The 18,057-nt window shown below is 41.2% G+C and carries 13 protein-coding genes and 1 pseudogene; 10 read left to right on the top strand and 4 right to left on the bottom strand.

Annotation, left to right across the window (positions count from 1 at the left end):
- Positions 1 to 190 precede the first annotated feature (190 nt).
- The 4 genes from Q0954_RS27585 to Q0954_RS27575 all read left to right on the top strand — a co-directional run bounded on the left by Q0954_RS27585 (position 191) and on the right by Q0954_RS27575 (position 4,097).
- On the top strand, positions 191 to 1,855 hold the full coding sequence (locus Q0954_RS27585; protein WP_299462916.1) for a formate--tetrahydrofolate ligase: 1,665 nt from the start codon (positions 191 to 193) through the stop codon (positions 1,853 to 1,855).
- A 132-nt stretch (positions 1,856 to 1,987) separates the two neighbouring features.
- Complete coding sequence (locus Q0954_RS27580; RefSeq protein ID WP_299455290.1) at positions 1,988 to 2,548, top strand: hypothetical protein; 561 nt, start codon at positions 1,988 to 1,990, stop codon at positions 2,546 to 2,548.
- A 146-nt stretch (positions 2,549 to 2,694) separates the two neighbouring features.
- On the top strand, positions 2,695 to 2,982 hold the full coding sequence (locus Q0954_RS35100; protein WP_366916763.1) for a transposase: 288 nt from the start codon (positions 2,695 to 2,697) through the stop codon (positions 2,980 to 2,982).
- 686 nt (positions 2,983 to 3,668) lie between these two features.
- On the top strand, positions 3,669 to 4,097 hold the full coding sequence (locus tag Q0954_RS27575; protein WP_299462913.1) for a hypothetical protein: 429 nt from the start codon (positions 3,669 to 3,671) through the stop codon (positions 4,095 to 4,097).
- Here the strand turns inward: Q0954_RS27575 and Q0954_RS27570 are convergent.
- The 3 genes from Q0954_RS27570 to Q0954_RS27560 form a co-directional block, all read right to left on the bottom strand.
- On the bottom strand, positions 4,086 to 5,081 hold the full coding sequence (locus tag Q0954_RS27570; protein WP_299462910.1) for a cation diffusion facilitator family transporter: 996 nt from the start codon (positions 5,079 to 5,081) through the stop codon (positions 4,086 to 4,088). The two genes, Q0954_RS27575 and Q0954_RS27570, sit on opposite strands and share 12 nt — an antisense overlap.
- Positions 5,082 to 5,342: 261 nt before the next feature.
- Positions 5,343 to 5,735 carry a phosphoribosyl-AMP cyclohydrolase gene (hisI, locus tag Q0954_RS27565; protein ID WP_299462907.1) on the bottom strand — a complete coding sequence of 131 codons (393 nt, stop codon included), beginning with the start codon at positions 5,733 to 5,735 and terminating at the stop codon, positions 5,343 to 5,345.
- A 218-nt stretch (positions 5,736 to 5,953) separates the two neighbouring features.
- On the bottom strand, positions 5,954 to 7,942 hold the full coding sequence (locus Q0954_RS27560; protein WP_299462904.1) for a CBS domain-containing protein: 1,989 nt from the start codon (positions 7,940 to 7,942) through the stop codon (positions 5,954 to 5,956).
- Between the two features lie 237 nt (positions 7,943 to 8,179).
- On the opposite strand from Q0954_RS27560, the gene Q0954_RS27555 reads away from it, so the two are divergent.
- From Q0954_RS27555 to Q0954_RS27535, 5 genes are all read left to right on the top strand, one after another.
- Positions 8,180 to 9,790 (top strand): hypothetical protein, encoded by a 1,611-nt coding sequence (locus Q0954_RS27555; RefSeq protein WP_299462901.1) that lies wholly within the window; start codon positions 8,180 to 8,182, stop codon positions 9,788 to 9,790.
- Entirely contained in the window at positions 9,783 to 11,159 is a 1,377-nt protein-coding gene (locus Q0954_RS27550; protein WP_299462898.1) for a hypothetical protein, read from the top strand. Before Q0954_RS27555 ends, Q0954_RS27550 begins: the two co-directional genes overlap by 8 nt.
- Positions 11,160 to 11,678: 519 nt before the next feature.
- On the top strand, positions 11,679 to 12,731 hold the full coding sequence (gene aroB / locus Q0954_RS27545) for a 3-dehydroquinate synthase (RefSeq protein WP_299462895.1): 1,053 nt from the start codon (positions 11,679 to 11,681) through the stop codon (positions 12,729 to 12,731).
- Positions 12,732 to 13,360: 629 nt separating this feature from the next.
- Complete coding sequence (locus Q0954_RS27540) at positions 13,361 to 13,843, top strand: DUF1987 domain-containing protein (protein WP_299462892.1); 483 nt, start codon at positions 13,361 to 13,363, stop codon at positions 13,841 to 13,843.
- Between the two features lie 182 nt (positions 13,844 to 14,025).
- The gene (locus tag Q0954_RS27535) at positions 14,026 to 15,375 is read left to right on the top strand and encodes an acetylxylan esterase (RefSeq protein WP_299462889.1); all 1,350 of its coding nucleotides are present in this window, start codon (positions 14,026 to 14,028) and stop codon (positions 15,373 to 15,375) included.
- A 97-nt stretch (positions 15,376 to 15,472) separates the two neighbouring features.
- On the opposite strand, the gene Q0954_RS27530 is transcribed toward Q0954_RS27535, so the two are convergent.
- A complete protein-coding gene (locus Q0954_RS27530) occupies positions 15,473 to 17,059 on the bottom strand; it encodes a hypothetical protein (protein WP_299462886.1) in 1,587 nt (528 codons plus the stop codon).
- 672 nt (positions 17,060 to 17,731) lie between these two features.
- On the opposite strand from Q0954_RS27530, the pseudogene Q0954_RS35095 reads away from it, so the two are divergent.
- A pseudogene (locus Q0954_RS35095) lies at positions 17,732 to 17,968 on the top strand (group II intron maturase-specific domain-containing protein); the annotation flags it as partial.
- Between the last annotated feature and the right edge of the window lie 89 nt (positions 17,969 to 18,057).

Raw genomic sequence — 18,057 nt, 5'->3', positions numbered from 1 at the left:
TGTTTCTCCAAATTCAAAATAACAATCCCTTTTTTTTTACCAATAATTGTTGCCATTAATTATGGCGAACATGTTGAACTATCATAATTGATTTTTTTTCTCAAATAGGCAGTATTTCATCAATATTTGGGTTATTTAGCATCCATACAATCAATTAGAATATGTTTATACAAAATCAGAAAATAAAACAATGAAGAGTGATATAGAAATTGCCCGCGAAATAGCTTTAAAACCCATTGGCAAAATAGCCCAACACATAAATTTGCCTGAAGAAGAATTAATGCCTTATGGCAAGTATAAGGCAAAAGTTCCTTACCAGCTGATCAATGCTGAGGACTCAAAAGCCCACTTGATATTGGTTACTGCCATTACACCCACCAAAGCTGGCATTGGTAAAACCACCACCTCGGTAGGTTTGGCATTGGGGCTCGAAAAATTAGGCAAAAAAACCGTGGTTGCTTTGCGCGAACCATCTCTGGGGCCTTGTTTTGGCATGAAAGGGGGAGCCGCTGGAGGAGGGTATGCCCAGGTATTGCCCATGGAGGACATCAACCTGCACTTTACGGGCGACTTTCACGCCATTACTTCTGCCCATAATATGATTTCGGCATTGCTGGACAACTACCAGTTTCAGCACCGCAACACCGACCAACAGCTCAAGCAAATCTTATGGAAGCGAGTACTGGACGTAAACGACCGTTCGTTGCGCCAGATTACTACTGGGCTGGGTGGCTCGGGCAACGGAGTAGTGGCAGAGTCGGGTTTTGACATTACGCCTGCCTCTGAGATTATGGCTATTTTGTGCCTTGCCAACGATTTGGATGACTTGAGGGCACGCCTGGAGCGCATTATCTTGGGCTATACTTATGACAATGCTCCTTTTACGGTCAAAGATTTGGGCGTGTCGGGTGCCATTACAGTGCTACTCAAAGATGCTATTCACCCCAACCTGGTACAAACTACCGAACACACTGCCTCTTTTATTCATGGAGGACCTTTTGCCAACATTGCCCACGGCTGCAACTCGGTAGTAGCCACTAAAATGTCGCTCACCTTTGGCGATTATGTCATTACTGAAGCAGGTTTTGGGGCAGACCTGGGCGCCGAAAAATTCTTTAATATCAAATGTCGCCAAGCAGGACTTCAGCCCAAGGCCACGGTAATTGTGGTAACTTCGCAAGCTTTGAAGCTGCACGGTGGTGTAGACAAGGCCGACATATCGAAACCCCACCTGGAAGGACTCAAGGCAGGTTTGGCAAACCTCGAAAAGCACGTGGCGAATGTACAAAGCTTTGGGCAATCGGTCGTGATTGGGTTTAACCAATATGGGTTTGACACCAACGAAGAAATGGACTATATGCGTCAATGGAGCGAAGATCGAGGAGCTACTTTTGCCATCAACAATGGTTTTATCAAAGGGGGAGAGGGTGCCACACCTTTGGCGCAAGCCGTGATAGATACTATAGAGAAGAACCCTTCTAAGCCTTTGCAGCTTACCTACGAAAACGAGGACAGTATAGAAACCAAAATTGAGAAAGTAGCCACTAAAATTTATGGCGCCAAAGAGATAAGTTTGGGCAAAAAAGCCCATACAATGCTTAAGCGGATCAAAAAGTTTGGCTTGGAGCATTTGCCTATATGCATTGCCAAAACCCAGTACTCTTTCTCTGACGACGCCAAGGCTTTAGGGGTGCCCAAAGATTTTGTGTTTTCGGTAGAAGACATGGTCATCAATGCCGGGGCAGGTTTTATTGTGGTAATCGCGGGTAGCATTATGCGTATGCCGGGTTTGCCCAAAACACCCCAGGCACAAAATATTGACCTGGTCAATGGCGATATTGTAGGGTTGAGCTAGTACCCAAAGCCAAACTTTGACCAATGAGGTTTATAGTCCACTACTATTTCTTTAAGCCTGATGGTTTTGTTAAAAAGTGGACTATTGCCCATTCAAGCTTTCTTTAGTTTTTTTAGACACTAATGACCAAAAATGAACTACTTTAAAAAAACAACCTTGATTGTATGGGTAGTGTGGAGCCTTGGAGGTTTTATACAGTGTACCTCTACGCCCGAACAAACGGTGAAAAACAGCAACCCAGAGCCGCCAGCATCTGCGCGCAAGGTAGTAGCGCCCGATACCAGCCAATACAAGCTCAACCAGCTAGAGGGCAGCGAGTATATTTGGGGCAAAAAACCTTGTACTGGAGTCAACCGCTCTACTTTTAGGGCTGTGTTGGTGTTTTTGCCCCAACAGGTAGTAAGGTATGTATACACCAATGTGACAGTGGGTGATGACGGCAAAGGGTCTGAAGAACAAAAAGTATGGCAGGGTACTTACCAGCGGCAAGGAAGCGAACTTACTTTGCACTTTACCCAAATTACCCAGTGGCAAAAAGGATTTGAAGACGCCAATGCTCGACAAACCCAGCAAGAAAAAATAGATAAGAAGCTTGCCTTCAAAGCTGTAATGTGTCACCACAACCGCTCGGCACTGCAAAACCTATCGACTGCGCTTGACCCGGAAAAAGGAGGCAATTGGGTAAAGAAGTAGCTACATTAATAATGGTCAATTGCTCAAATATTTCTCCCTTAGTTGAGCATCCAGTGTTTCGATATATGTCTTGCCATAAGCGCCATTTTCCATATCGCCATACAGCCAATAAGGTAAGTCTTGTTTGATTTCTTTACACCTACTTTTTGAGTATTGATCACTCAGAGTCAGGGGAAATGAAAGGGAAAAGTAAGATGAAAAAAAAGGGAAACAAACACATCAAGGGTGTATTATTTTGTCCTGCATTTTCTTCAATAAGGGTATCGAAGGAGATAAGAGTATTTTATGATAGAGTAGCAAAAGGCAGAAATGGCAGAGCTGCAACACTGGCTGTATGTCGCAAAGTACTTACGCTTATATATACATTGTGGAAGAATGATACTTCTTATGATCCGAACTATATAACAAAAGGGGCAACGAGCTGCCCCTCCTAAAATATAAATAACTGACCTTTCGCAGGTTAAAAATTTGTTTTTTTGTACATTTTAGCAGTATATCAAGATTGATTTAATAATTCAGGAATCGGGTTTTTGTAAGCCGTTCCTCCCCGAATCAAGTTCGGTTCACAACTCCGAGCTTGCTCTCGGAAGATCCTGGATTTGCTCCAGGTCAAAAGGAACCAAAACCCTCCAAATCAAGTTCGGCTCGCAGCTCCGAGCTTGCTCTCGGAGAGTTCAAGCACCGCAGCTGTATTTTGTTGTTGCTAAAATTTGTTCCATTGCGCCGAAACAGCTCAAACTCGCCTGCGGCTCAGACAGTGATCTGTTTTTACGGCTTCATTACCCAAATTTTCCCGAAGGCAAGTTCGGTTTACAACTCCGAGCTTGTACTCGGAGGATTTTCAACTTAACGCCAACAAAATAAGGCTGAATCCAGTTGACGCGACCTTAATTACCGCCTGTATTTTCCATCATATAAACAAAAATAATCACTGCAATAGGTCAGTAAATAAAATTATATTCAAATGCTTGACTTTGTACACAGTACCTCTGCCAAAGGCTAAAAGTGCCTCAGTCAGCCTTGAGTTTATGCCCTCAATATCGACACTTATTTTGAACATGTTCCTTACCATTTCTTGCTACAGTACGTAGGTATAGGCAACACCTAAAATTAATTGAAAATGATACAACATTTTTTTTCTGTAGTATTGTCTGTATGTTTATTTAACCCTGCTACTGTCAAAGATGACTGTACTCAAGTGGCAGGCATTAAGATATGGAAAGAAACGATGGTTTTTGCCAAGGATGATGGCTTTCCCTATTGTGAGTTGTTACAACAGGCGGTAAACAAAGACCAAAAGTCTATCAGACGGCTTGCCTTCAAAACCTTTGATGCCTCGGCTGGGTTGGGGCATGGCACCGTAATAGTAGCCTTGGTACACAAAATAGGGGAAGAAACTTTTGTCAAAGCAATCAAAAAACTTAGCCCCCAAAACAAAAAAGACGTATTGCTCAATCTTCAGGCAGGGTTGGCGTATACCAGTATAAAAAAATACCACGAAAAGCCAGTCAAAGACGTTTTTCCTGAGCTTGCCCGGCTACTTCATTAGCTTGCACCCCTCGGAGGGGGTTTCAATCTCTAAAGTAACATGCCCTATGTGAAGGTGCTGGCAAGTATGCTTTACTTCATACTTGAGCGCCTTATACTGGGCACTACTTAAGTTTTCTTCTACTACCAGGTGTAGGCTCATAATCATATCACTGCCGTCCATAGACCACACCCTTACATCATGCAAGTCGAGCACATGAGGTATTTTCAAAATCTTTTCTTTGGTGGTTTCCAGGTTAAATTTAGGAGGCACTGCCTGTAGAAACACATTGAGAATAGCCCGCAGGTTTTTGAAGGCATTGTATAGAATATATACTGCAATTAACAACGATAAGATAGGATCGATAATGGGCACATCGGCAAACAACATTACTATACTACCTACCAACACTGCCACCCAACCCAGGGCATCTTCCATGAGGTGCAACATCACCGCTTTTTGATTGATAGAATCGTTGTTGCCTGACTTTAGCCGCAACACAGCCAAACCGTTCATGGTAACTCCCAAAATAGCCAGCAACAACATACCTTTGGCATTGACTGCCTCAGGATGAATGAGTCGGGGGATGGTTTCGATAAAAATAAAAACTGAGCCTACAATCAATATCACCGAAGTAATAAATGCCGATAAGGGCGAAAAACGTTTGTACCCATAGTTATAGCGATCATCGCAGCCTTTTTCTGAGTAACGCTCCATAAACCAGGCAGAGCCAATGGCTATAGTATCGCCCAGGTCATGAATGGCATCAGACATAATGGCCATTGAGTTGGTAAGTACACCACCTATCAGCTCAATAATAGTAAAGCAAAAATTGAGAAAGAAAGCTACCTTTAAGTTTGAGGTTACGGGGTGTACATGAGGGTGCCCATTGGCGTGGTCGTGGTTACAACTATGATGGTCATGTGTGTGAAGTGACTCTTGTACATGAGCGTGGTCATTGGCCTGGTGACCGTGGGCAGTGTTTTCTCCAATAGTTTTATCCATAATATTTTACAGGCTTCATTTTAAGAACTTGTTTAAAGTAAGCAAAAAGCTTTATATATTAATCAGCCGCTACTTTTGACATTGAAAGCAGTACATTTTAAACAAGCTAATAAGGTAGTCGCAAAACGCCACAAAAGGTCACAGCAAACCAAAAAAAGAGTTGCCATGGCTCCATTGTTACACTAACAAATCTGTTGCTACCTATGCTACACCATTATTTTTTTAGGCATTTTTGGTTACAATATAGTCATTTTAGTGCTTTTATTTATCTATAAACTCCAAAGTTTTGGCAGAAGCTACCTTTCGGTAAAAACAAGAAGTACGCGCCTGGTTGTCTTCATCTTTGGTATGGCAAGCTCCTGCGCCTACCATTGTTACCTGATAAACCAAGGCATCCTGGTCACAATCAGTCAATATATGGGTTATTTTCAGGTAGTCTCCTGAGGTTTTACCTTTGGTCCAGAGCTCATTACGCGAGGTGCTCCAAAAAGTAGCATATCCAGTCTCTAAGGTTTCTTGCAAAGCTGCTTCATTGGCATACCCCAGCATCAGCACATTGCCAGAGTTTTGTTCTTGTACAATCACGGGGAGCAACCCCCCTCTCTTTTCAAATTGGGGCGTAAAATCTTGCCCTTCTTCCAAAATCTTTTTCATTTTATTTTTTTGAGTTGTTTTACTTCAACAGTCCATAGTATTTAGTCCATAGCTGATTCGAATAAATGTTCACCTTGTTAAATACTGTAAACCAGTGCTTTATATTAAGATTACGTACTCCTTTTATTTTTAAAAGTGTTTCGGTTTTACGCCTAAACACCCAATTAAATAGTTTTTAAATTCATAAATATACGCATTGCGTAACAATATAACCTTCCTCAATTACCCTTCTCAGACCCGGTGTTATTTTCTTGCTTGGCTTCCTCTTCTTTTCTAATGGCTTTTTTCTTTTTGGCGGCCAGTCGCTTAAGCAAACTTGAGGTAATACTCAAAAAATTGCTTTCGGTAATAATCCCCACCAGTTTTTTGTTATTTACTACTGGAAGGCAGCCAATTTTTTGGGTATTCATTACGTCTATCGCCTCTATAATCGTAGCCTCAGGCGCCACCGTCAGTGGATCTTTGATCATCAGGTCTTTGATGGTACTGTAGTCCAACTTTTCGTTTTTATACATGGTAGAAAAATGCCTCAACAACTGCCTTGAAGTAATCAAACCAATGAGTTCTCCCTGTTCGTTTTCGATGGGCAAATACCTGATACGTCGCCAGTCCATCATATCGGCGCTAAACTCAGGAATTTCATCTTTACTCACAGTAAATATATCGGTAGTCATAAATTCCTCGACAAGTAACGAGGTTGGATGCCAATCGGCAATATCCTGTATACTCGCAAGTTTCCATTCATGGACTGGTTTTTTTGTCTTTTGGTTATATGCCATTCCAGCCACAATAGCCGTAGTAGCTTCTTCTTTAGTTGATTCTTTGAGCAATTTTGAGTAAGACTTCAGTATCCACCTTGAGCCATTCATCCCGGTTTCGGTGCGATCTTCTATGATTGCGAGGTATTTATCAATGTCTTTCTCGTTTACCTTGGCTTTTTCTAAACCAATGCGGGCAATGGGCAAAAGTTCTTTTTGAATCAGCTCTATGTCATTTACTGTTTTGCCGTGTACCCAATGGTGTTTGCTTCCCAGCCCAATGCGGGCAGCTTTTACAAAATTGGCCTTTACATCGTCAAATTCCAACACCTTGGTTACATCAGGGTAAGCTTCTTCAAAGCCATTCATTAGCCCCACCCAAAACGCCGAATTGGCTACTTCATCCAAGGTAGTGGGTCCTGAAGGCAAAATACGGTTTTCTATGCGTAAGTGGGGCTTTCCGTTAGGGCTAATGCCATAGCAAGGACGGTTCCAACGGTACACCGTAGAGTTGTGAATGCTCAATGCCTGTAGTTGAGGTGTTTTATTGTTTTTGACCGATTCCAGCACATCTTCTTTTACATCGGTGGTGAGCAATACCTTAAAACGCACGATATCTTCTTTGTATAAATCCAAGATGGAGTTTTTGACCCAACCATTGCCAAAGGTCACCCTGGGGCTGGTATAACGCAGATGCTCGTTGGTAATGCGGGTGTCTACCGATTGCTGAAAAAGTGCAATGCGGGTTTCGTTCCATAAACGCTTGCCAAACAGCATAGGCGAGTTACTACTTACCGCCAACACTGGGGCAGAAATAGCTTGTGCTATATTATATTTACTTACAAAATCTTGAGGAGTGACTTGCAAGTGCACTTGAAAACTGGTATTACAAGCCTCAATCAATGCCGAATCGTGCTTAAGGTTCAGCTCGTCCAACCCTTCTATCTTTAACTCATAAGCTGCTTTGCCACGCAAGCGCTCTATAGCTTGCAACAAAGCATAATAACGGTCGATAGGCGTCAGGTTTTCTATGTCAAGGTCAAACTTGCGAATGGTAGGCAAAATTCCGGTGAGAATTACCCTGGCTTCCAAGTCGTGGGCGGTTTTATGAATGAGCTCCATCAAGTCATCCAGTTCTTTCTGCACCCTGCTAAAACAATCGCCCGTAAACTCTACCGGGCTGAGGTTGGCCTCTATATTAAACCTGGAAAGCTCGGTAGTAAAACTTGGATGATTCAATGCTGCCAGTATTTCCATAGACTTTGGGGCAGGTTTGCCGTGCTCATCAACCAGACATACTTCTTGTTCGGCACCAATTCTGATAGGGGCTTGCTCGAACCAATCGTTTTCAAGCATGTATTCCATTGCCTGAATGTCTTTGAGCAGAAAACGGGTAAATCGGTTAAGTTCTTTTTGGTTGGCAGCTATTTTAACTTCTTGTACACCCATAATGACGTTTTGTTTTTAGATAAATAGTTTAAGGTTGATCACCAAAATTGTTTGAAATGAATTCTACTCTATCAGAAAGCCTACAATCGCTTTTGTTTGTTCCTTCATTAGATTTTCAGCCTTCAAATTGCTATTTTTTTACAATCATACTGTTTTTTATTCAATTATTTATAACTTTTTAGGGTGATTAGGATGTCTAAAAAAACGACTTTGATTTATACCAACTAAACAACACCTATGGATAACACTATAAATAGAAAAGACTACGACGAAAAAGCATTTAAAAAATTGTTGGTCAACTTCTTGAAAACCAAACCCCAAGGAGCCACTCAGCTAGAAATGGTAGTAGGTACTGGTTTGTCTAAAGATTGGGTCGAGCTTGCCGTACGTGCTTTGCTAGACGACTACCCTGCCCACCTCGAAACCAACGAAAAACATGAACTCATCTATGTGTTTGACTTTGACGCCAAAGAAGAAAGCCTTACCTTCTTACAGGTAGCAAATAAGGTGTTGCGTGGCATTTGGAAAGGCTTCATTGTTTTTTTCAAAGTATGGACACTGCTCATGTATTGCACCTACTTTTTGGTCAATGCCATTATTTTAATCTTATTCTTCATTGTAATTAGCATCTTTGCACTGTTTGCTGGTTATGAAGGTGGTTTTGGTTCAGGTGGCTTTATAGAAAGAGTGATGGGACAAGGAGAACGTATAGTACAAGATGCTTTTGCATTGTTGAACCGACGCCCTAGTGAAGAGCAAGAAGATGATGAGGGTGCTGTACACCAGATGTTTTCTTACATATTTGGCGAAACTATCCCTAAACCAGACGATTTGGCGATAGAGAAGTTATTATTGAATTTTATTGTCCAAAATAAGGGTAAAATCGTTGCTGCCGAAATTGTACAACTTACTGGTTGGAGCATTCGCAAGGCACAAGAAGAAACTGCTCAACTCATGGCAAGCTATCATGGCGATGCTGAAGTAACCGATGAGGGAGTGATTGTGTATTCTTTTCCTGATTTAGAAGATAGCCAAGAAATAAACAAGCTTGTAGAAACCTATAATCAGAAATTAAGGGCTAAAAAATTGACTGAAATTAAGAAAAGGGAGCATAAAAAGTTGTTGGAAGAACATACACAGTTATTAGCTACAAAAGCAGAAAATGAGAGTGGAGAGAACATACAAGAAAAAATACCCGCCCCACAATTGCCTACCAAAGCCGAACTAAGGGAGACACACGCTGAGGAAATAGAAGAAGCTGTAAAATTAGGAACTGCCCCTATTTGGGAACGTTTGTTACCTGCTCGCAGAATGAACGACAATGATAAAGAGATCAACCGCAGCATTGTCAGTGGCAATCAATTTAATTGGATGATGTCTTTTTTATCACCTATTATGCTTGTGGTAACTTTTATGTTGATCGTAGGGGCTTTTAAAGATGATTCGGATATAAGCTTAAGCTTTTTTTTGAATAAAACATATTTGATTATCCTATTTGTTATTCCCTTTTGTTACTCTTTTTTGTTTTGGCTTATCCCGAATTTACGTCGCTTTAGAGTAAATGCAGTCAACCGCCGCATAGATGCCATCAACGAGAAATACAGATTGCTGGGAGTGATATTTGACCAAATACCAGGCAAGCTATACAAACATGAGGTATTGGATGGGCTTCAACAAAAAATAGTACCTGAGGGCAAAAAACTTAGAAACAAAGAGTTGCCCCAATTGCTTGACCAAAAGGCTCATGAGCTTGAGGCAGAAAGTATGGCAGACACACAAGGGGCTTATTATATATTTGAAGAAGTGCAAACCGACTTAGAGGTAATTAAAACAATAAGAAATGGATAACACTATAGACCGAAAAGACTATAATGAAGCAGAGTTTAAAAAACTACTGGTCAACTTCCTGAAAACCAAACCTCAAGGGGCCACGCAACTAGACATGGTAGTAGGCACAGGCTTGTCTAAAGATTGGGTAGACCTGGCAGTGCGTAGTTTGCTCGACGACTACCCGGCACACCTCGAAACCAATGAAAAACACGAGTTGGTGTACGTATTCGATTTTGAGTCACGCGAGGAGCAATTGACCCCAAAAATGATGCTCCAAAAGGCGTTTAAACTGGCGTGGAAAGGTTTCACCTTTTTCTTTAAGGTGTGGATTGTACTCATGCTGTTTACCTATTTGCTGTTTTATGTATTAGTGCTGGCTTTTGCTGTGGCTATTATTACCCGCAATGGCGATATATTGGGCGAAGTACTTGGAAAAATATTGAAAGCCCTGCGTGACGTGTTTCGTATGTTGATGAAAGGCAGAGAAGGGGATATATTGGCCGATGATGGCTACATACATCAGGTTTTTTCTTATGTGTTTGGAGCCACCCGACAAAAAACGGATGACCTAAAGCTAGAAAAACAACTGTTGCGTTTTATTAGCCAAAACCAAGGCAAAATAGTAGTAGCTGAAATTGTAAAACTGACTGGGTGGAGCGTGCGCCAGGCACAAGAAGAGGCAGCCCAACTATTGGCCAACTACCACGGCGATGCTACCGTAACCGAGGAAGGGGTAATTGTGTATACTTTTGCCGATTTTGACCCTACAGTACTTGGTACAAACGATGAACAGGAAGTTAAGAACCCGTTGACAATCCCCAACCAATCCCCACATCAGGCGGTGCTTCCAATATGGAAACGCCCGATTTCCCACCGCCCTATGAACGACAACGACAAAGAAACCAACAATAACATCATGTACGTCAATGCTTTTAATTGGATAATGTCGTTGGTAGCCCCTTTTTTGATTTTATTTTTGGTGTCTGATGGAGAAAATATAGATACATTGCCTGATGTATTTTATGTTTGGGCAACTATGATCCCCTTTGCCTTTTCTTTTTTATTTTGGTTAATTCCCTTTATACGTCGCCAGGCAATGAAGTCAGAAAACCGCCGAATAGACGCTCAAAATGAAGAAAATCAGCTATTAAGGGTAATTTTTAATCAGCTAGACCAGAAAATTTACCGTGATAAAGAAGTCAAACAATTACAAACTGCCTTGGTGCCTGTCGGCAAACAACCTGTACACTCCAACCTGGGCAAGTTGCTTGACAAAAAAGCCATAGAACTCGATGCAGAAAGTCGTTCGGACGAAAAAGGCATGTACTATGATTTTGAGCAGCTCAATACTGACCTAAAAGTAGCAGAGCGGCTACGCACCAGGTAGGATAAAACAATAGGCGCAGTATAGCCAACCTGTGGTCAAACTTGACCTATAGCCCCAACAGGTACGGAGATTTCAAGTATTTTACTTACTATTGTTCAAACTTAGGAATGGTGTAAAAATAAAGTTCTATAGTAACGCCAAAATATTTTGTTGGCAGGAGAGGCAAAAAAACGCGGCATAGCAGCGCTACGACAAGTTTTTTTAACGAATTCTGTCAGCGAAAGATGACGTTAAAAATGTAAATTTATTTTGGTACCATTCCTTAGTATTGAATTTAAAAAAAACAATTAGGATTGTACGAAGTTTTTAAAATCCTTGATATACAGGTATTTACATATAAATCAAGGTGTTAATTGTAGGGGCTACCCTTGTGGTCGCCCTAGCAAAGAGCAAAAATGAGCGTATAAAACACCTTTTAAAAGTGAAAACAACCTTGTTTTTGTTTGCTTTAACCTTGCAAAACACTTATTATCAGATGATTACAAGACTTCGTACACTCCTAAAAAACAATAGAAAAGAATGAATGCTTTGCTGGAAAGTCAAAATGTGCGTATTGCCCTTGATTTAAACGAATTTGAACGTTTTGTAACTCAACGTAACCCTACCAAAATAGCGGTCATAGTAGACGAAAACACCTACAAACATTGTTACCCTCTGCTTAAACCTTTTTTGCCCGCTGAGCACTTGCTCATCAAGATTCAAAGCGGTGAGCAAAATAAAACCCTGACTACCTGTAGCCACATCTGGCAACAAATGACTGACTACGCGATGGATCGTAAGGGAATGGTGATTAACCTGGGAGGTGGAGTAATTGGCGACATGGGTGGTTTTTGTGCTACTAGTTATAAGCGCGGCATAGACTTTATTCAAATGCCAACTACCTTGTTATCGCAGGTAGACGCGAGTGTAGGAGGCAAGTTAGGTATTGATTTTCAGCAGTTTAAAAACCACATTGGAACATTCAAGATACCCAACCTGGTATACATTTATATTCCTTTTTTGCAAACATTGCCCGCCCGTCAACTGCTATCGGGCTACGCCGAGGTTATCAAACATTGCCTCATTGCCGATGCTGACAAGTGGCAAACCCTGCAGCAGAGTAATTACCATACTCTCGACTGGCAAGACATTGTGCAGCACTCGGTGGCAGTAAAAGCACAAGTGGTAGAAACTGACCCTTACGAACGTGGCTTGCGCAAAATACTTAATTTTGGGCATACTATAGGGCATGCTATAGAAAGCTACTACCTGCACGATGACCAAAGAGCTTTGCTACACGGTGAAGCCATTGCCATTGGTATGATGTGCGAAGCATACCTGGCACAACAAAAAGGCTTTATTAGTGAAAATGCCCTCCAATCTATTACCCAATACATTGACAAACTGTACCCTACGTTGATAATCAAAGACGAAGAAGTGGCTGCTATAGCCCAATTGACCATGCAAGACAAAAAAAATGAGGGTGGTAAAATACAATGCACCTTGCTAGAGCAGGTAGGCAAAGCCAACTTTAACCAACCCATTACGCTCAACGAAGTAAGCCAGGCACTTCAGTGGTACCAGGGTTTGTAGTCAAATCTCCCCCAGTTTCATGTACCTTTTTAACATAATTTTCAAAAAAACGGTCTCTGTACGCCTTGATGTGCAGAGACTTTGTTATATTTGTATAGCTACCACCACCAAGCTACTCAACTATTTATCTTATTTAAGTGATAGTTTTAGTATACAATACTCCACAGTGATTGTAGTCAAAGTTGATTACTGATTACCTTCGGTGAGCACCGATATACATCGATATCTAAGGACTCGCCAGAGGCTCGGTTATCAAATGGTTATAAGTTTAAAAACTATTAGACATTATTACGAAAAATTACAGGCATTGATATTCAGTGCATTAGACAAAGATCGTTTACAAGGATTGCAACCTGTCATAAGAATGAATGCAGCGACTATTTTTTGAGAAATCGTCAGTAAATGAGTCGTTATCAATCCATTGAGTCTTTAAAAATTTTTCGTAATAACCTTTATTTAATTACGTGTTTAGACGTAAAACTGAAACCCTTTGAAAAATAAAGCAGGTAAATTCAATGTAAACCATTGACTTACAGAGATTAATAGGGTGAACATTTACTCGAATCCGCTATGGACTACGGACTAAATGCTATGGACTATTGAGTATAAATATTTAAATTGAAAAGACATTGGCAACTTTGTATCAAATCATCAAACAAAGATGTAGTTTATTGAGAAAGCGCCTGTTTTCTAATAATACTACTGGAGCAAGCAAGTCCGCCAGACATACGCAAAGTTTATTGATCAATGCAAGCAATAGTTCGCCAAAAATTTGCTTTGATATAGCTATTAATTTGTTTCAGATCACTGGTAATGCTTTTGACGATGACGATCACACCTTTTTTGCCCCTATTGTTGATTGGATGGCTCACTACCTCAGCGAAAATACTTGCCCTATTGAGTTTCACATTCAACTCAACCAAATAAACCTGAATGCTTTTAACGGCATCAAACAACTCATAAGTATATTGGCAACTTATCGCCAAAAGGTAAAAATACCCATACACATTGAGTGGATCACTGATCAGGAAGAAATAGCCGAATACGGCGAACAACTTCAGGCAAGCTTTAGCCATTTGCCCATTGTGCTTCAGGTAGAAGTAAAAGTATAAAGTTGCCAAAAGCTTTTTCTTTTTTTATCGTTGATTTTCTGCCCAAAGAACGTACTTTCACAAATACTTTTTAAATTAGTCGAACTGTGACCCAAGGTGTTGATGCCTGATCAAAAAAAACACTTAAAATAAGTATTTGGTTATTTTTTGGATTGGGTAAGTTTTGAGAAAGCAAAAGGTATATGAAGCATTTATTGATTGTATGGTGGGTGAGTATGGCAATTTTTGGGGCAACCCAACCTGGCTACTGCCAAAAAAATAAGAAAAAGAAGAAAAAAAAATCATTGACTGCCAAAGTGATTGTGCTCAAGGGTAATGGCACCTTTAAGCTGGGCAAACCCCTCAAATTTAGCTGTCAGATCAAAAACAATACTTATGCTCCGATACGTGCTGTGGTATACTGTAATATTGCCGTTTTGCAACCACGCCGCCACCTAAAAACCAAGACCAGGCACGTGCTGGTGCCCGCCCGCAAAACCATAGAAGTAAACTTCCAATACTTTGCTTCATCGCCCAACTTTTACCTGGCAAGTTGCTCGCTCAAAAACTACACGGGGTGGTTGTCGCACGCCTATATGGTGCTGGGCTATGCCATCAACAAGCAACACTCTCCGTTAAGTAAACAAGTCGATTTTAAAAAATTCTGGAAAACTTCACTTTGGCGCTTGCGTCAGGTACATCCTCATTTCAAGGTAACCAAACGCAAACAGTTGTGTACTTCTCAGTACAATGTATATTTGGTAGAAATGAAAAGCATGGGGCATGTCACGGTCAGGGGTTGGTACCGGGTACCTACTAAAGGCACCAAGCACCCCGTCATCTTACAACTGCCTTCGCTGGGAGGTTCATTTTTTAATGTCCAATCGCTCAAAAAACGTCCTTTGCATGGCATTCCTCTCGACTTTGCTGTTTTATCGCTCAATATTAGGGGACACGGCAATAGTAAGGATGAAATAAACCCGCAAGGCAATTATTTCAAGTTTTTTACTCACCTCCTGAAAGACCCCTACAAATATGTGTACCGGGGAGCCCTGATGGACTGTATAAGGGCGATCGACTTTTTGGCTACCCGCCCTGAGCTCGACCACAGCCGTGTAGCGGTGGAGGGTGCCAGCCAAGGGGGTGCCTTGAGTCTAATGACTGCCGCCCTTGACAAACGTGTAAAGTTATGCGCGCCCGATGTACCTTTTTTGTCTGACATTCCGCGTCTGCTAAAAATCGTGTCTAACTTTAGAGATGAGGTAAAAAGGTACATCAAGGCTACTCCAGGCATGACCTGGAAAAAATCACGCAAAAACTTTTCTTATTTTGACACTAAAAACTTTGCCCCTTACATCAAGGTGCCTGTACTTATGAGTGTGGGGCTACAAGACCTTACCTGTCCTCCTATCACCTGTTTTGCCACTTATAATCACATCAAAGCCCCTAAGTCTTACTATGTATACCCTTATGGGCGGCACGGTGGTGGTGGTGAGGTGCATCGTAGGCGTAAATTTTACTGGATAAGAAGACAGTTTGGAATGCTAAGGTAAAGCAAAAAATTACAAGAAGCATTCAGCAAATAATGAATGATTGTTGTAAACAAAAATGTTGAGTTAAAACACAGGCAAGACTTTTATTATCAGCCCCTTATGCCATTAAATTTACTGCTTTGCCTTGTTTCAAATAATAATCGTTGTAATAACGCATCATAAAATTATCTACATTTTTGTACAACACTTTTTCCATAATTTGCTCAGGTGTTAATCCAAAGTAGAGTTTTTTGATGGCATCTTTAGTTTGCAAGCCTTCTACAAAAGGACAAGGCAAAGGGTTGTGCAAGTATTGAAATAAATGCAATTGCAAATCGGGGTAACAGGCTACGTCTTCATAAATATCAAAGCCATTTAAAATACCGTCATAGTCAGAGCCAATGCAGAGTATATCCCAGGCACTTACATCGTTGATTGCCCTCACTGCCTGTAGCGCGTTGACCATCCAAAGGCGTAAATACTCATTGCGCATTTGGTCATACCTTTCCTGGGCATCGGGCAATGCCTTGGCCTTCTCAATGGCTTGTTTGGCTAAACCACCTGGCATGCGCTCATCATGAAACATTAACCCAATCAAACCACCCGATTGATGAATATATCGTACATCTTCATCGCATAAGTTGATAGACCAGGTGTTGAAATATTCATTTTCGAGCACATGCCCTTTGTCATAGCTTGCCTCCAGGTCGCTCAAGGTAGCCTTTCCGGTGAGGGCTGCATGGCTGCAAATAATAGGAAAACTATCGCCTTGACTCTTGTAATGGTCCCAAATACTATAAAAATCTCGGCGCGATGCTACACTCATGTGTTTGGTATCTACCAGTATACGTCGCCCATTTTCGCGGCTCAACAAGGCGTGGATAGCTACCTTGCCCAACGCTGAAAAACCTTTATCCATATTAAATGATTGACTCATGGCAAAGCTTTCTACCGATTTGGCGTGCCCGCAGAGCAAGTTCCAGAAGTAGTGCGTAAACGTAATAAAAAAGGGGGCGTGCTTCCCTTCTCCCCAGCTTTTTATTCTTCCAATATTAATTTGGTACTGGGTGGCAAAATGCTGATAGTAAGGGTCGGCTATGTCATTTACCTGATCAAAACTCAAGTTCTGTTGCTCAAAATTGGTGAAAATAGCCAAACTATGCATGCCCTCTATAGTTGGGATAATTGCCACTGAATTGGGTGTACTCAAAATGCGCTGCAGTTCTTCATAATCGCCCGCAATGTCCACACACTCATTTTGTTTTGCTTGCATCACCAGGTATTCATATTCGCGTTGGGTTTCGTCAAAATAATGAATGGCTTGGTCTTTATTCTTACGATGGGCGTCTATATACCCTTCTACAACAGAACGATCAAAGCCTGTCATACACACCCCAAGTTTTACTGTTTGGTCGTTGGCACTAAATTCAAGCATAAACTCTACCCAGTCTTTCAGATCAAAAAATTTACGCTCAGGCGCATGAATAGAAGCAAACATTAGCCTGAGTTTCCCTTGTTGGCACTTCATTATATTAGTTTGCGATACTTTTACAATGTTTTTGGCAGCAGGTCGAGTGAGCCAGTTTAGTTCCTGACAGGCTCCTTGAGTATCTATATTATCAAAAATATTTGCTTGTGGCACCTGACGAAAAGGCTTCATAGTAGGATGACAGTGAAGGTCGGCAAAGTAAGGGATGTCTATCATAGTCGTAGTCGTTGATGTGATTGTAAAAAGAATAGTTTAACGTTTTCCTAAAAAAATACTTTTAGGCGATTATTCCAAGTAATTGGTAACACAAGTTACAGATGCCTGGTGTCTGGTTTTTATTTTCATTGTTAAACCGTTCCGCGATGCGTCACTCAGCCATCTCACAACCGAGCAATATAACCCAGGTTTAGGTTTCCATGCATAACATCAGTTATTTACCCTCAAATAACAAACCCCTTGGCAACAAATTGGTCAATCCCAAGGGGCAATAGCTACTTAACGCTCAGGTTTTTGATAGAAACCTCTAAACCAAGGTCTAATCGTCCACCTCAATGGTCGGTCTAACAAACCCCTTCCTCCTACCATCAAGCTCTGTATTTTGTCATTTTCAACCTTCAAGCAATCCGCGCACGCTTAAACGAATGTAAATTACGTCTGAATGAAGAAAAGACGAAAATTGTGTGTTGTCGGAATAATGGTAAAGGCAAGAAAAGCTATCCAAAGAAGTTTGATTTTCTGGGTTTCAGATTCCAACCAAGAACAAATAAAACCAAAGATGGACGGCTGTTTCTGCGTTTCGATTGCGTTATCAGTCCGAAAGCCAAGAAGCAAATAGCCCAAAAGTGGAAAGAAATGAAGCTATATCGTTGAACATCATCGACACTTCAATACATAGCGGGGCAAGTAAATCCAATACTATGTGGTATCTACCAGTATTATGGTAAGTTCCGCAAGTGGGAAATGGACATAGTTTTCCAAGTTTTCGATCTGCGACTCGTCAAGTGGGCGATAAATAAATACAAACGCTTGAAGAGGAGTATAAAGAAAGGCTATCAATGGTTAAGGAATGTGAGGCGAGATTATCCGTATCTATTTTATCACTGGAATGCAGGAGTTAAATTATGATGATTTGTATAACAAGAGCCGTGTGATGGGAGACTATCACGCACGGTTCTGTGAGAGGTTCGGGGTGAAAATCCCCTTACCTACTCGAC

This window comes from uncultured Microscilla sp. (assembly GCF_947493425.1).
Classification (GTDB): Bacteria; Bacteroidota; Bacteroidia; order Cytophagales; family Microscillaceae; genus Microscilla.
Note: the sequence above shows the minus strand (reverse complement) of the source record. Positions and strands in the feature narration are given on the sequence as shown.

Coding starts and splice junctions, on each gene's coding strand:
- Q0954_RS27560 (WP_299462904.1), bottom strand. CDS start 7,942: ATGGGTGTACAAGAAGTTAAAATAGCTGCCAACCAAAAAGAACTTAAC.
- Q0954_RS27570 (WP_299462910.1), bottom strand. CDS start 5,081: ATGGATAAAACTATTGGAGAAAACACTGCCCACGGTCACCAGGCCAAT.
- Q0954_RS27580 (WP_299455290.1), top strand. CDS start 1,988: ATGAACTACTTTAAAAAAACAACCTTGATTGTATGGGTAGTGTGGAGC.
- Q0954_RS27535 (WP_299462889.1), top strand. CDS start 14,026: ATGAAGCATTTATTGATTGTATGGTGGGTGAGTATGGCAATTTTTGGG.
- Q0954_RS27555 (WP_299462901.1), top strand. CDS start 8,180: ATGGATAACACTATAAATAGAAAAGACTACGACGAAAAAGCATTTAAA.
- hisI (WP_299462907.1), bottom strand. CDS start 5,735: ATGAAAAAGATTTTGGAAGAAGGGCAAGATTTTACGCCCCAATTTGAA.
- Q0954_RS27575 (WP_299462913.1), top strand. CDS start 3,669: ATGATACAACATTTTTTTTCTGTAGTATTGTCTGTATGTTTATTTAAC.
- Q0954_RS27585 (WP_299462916.1), top strand. CDS start 191: ATGAAGAGTGATATAGAAATTGCCCGCGAAATAGCTTTAAAACCCATT.
- Q0954_RS27530 (WP_299462886.1), bottom strand. CDS start 17,059: ATGATAGACATCCCTTACTTTGCCGACCTTCACTGTCATCCTACTATG.
- Q0954_RS27550 (WP_299462898.1), top strand. CDS start 9,783: ATGGATAACACTATAGACCGAAAAGACTATAATGAAGCAGAGTTTAAA.
- aroB (WP_299462895.1), top strand. CDS start 11,679: ATGAATGCTTTGCTGGAAAGTCAAAATGTGCGTATTGCCCTTGATTTA.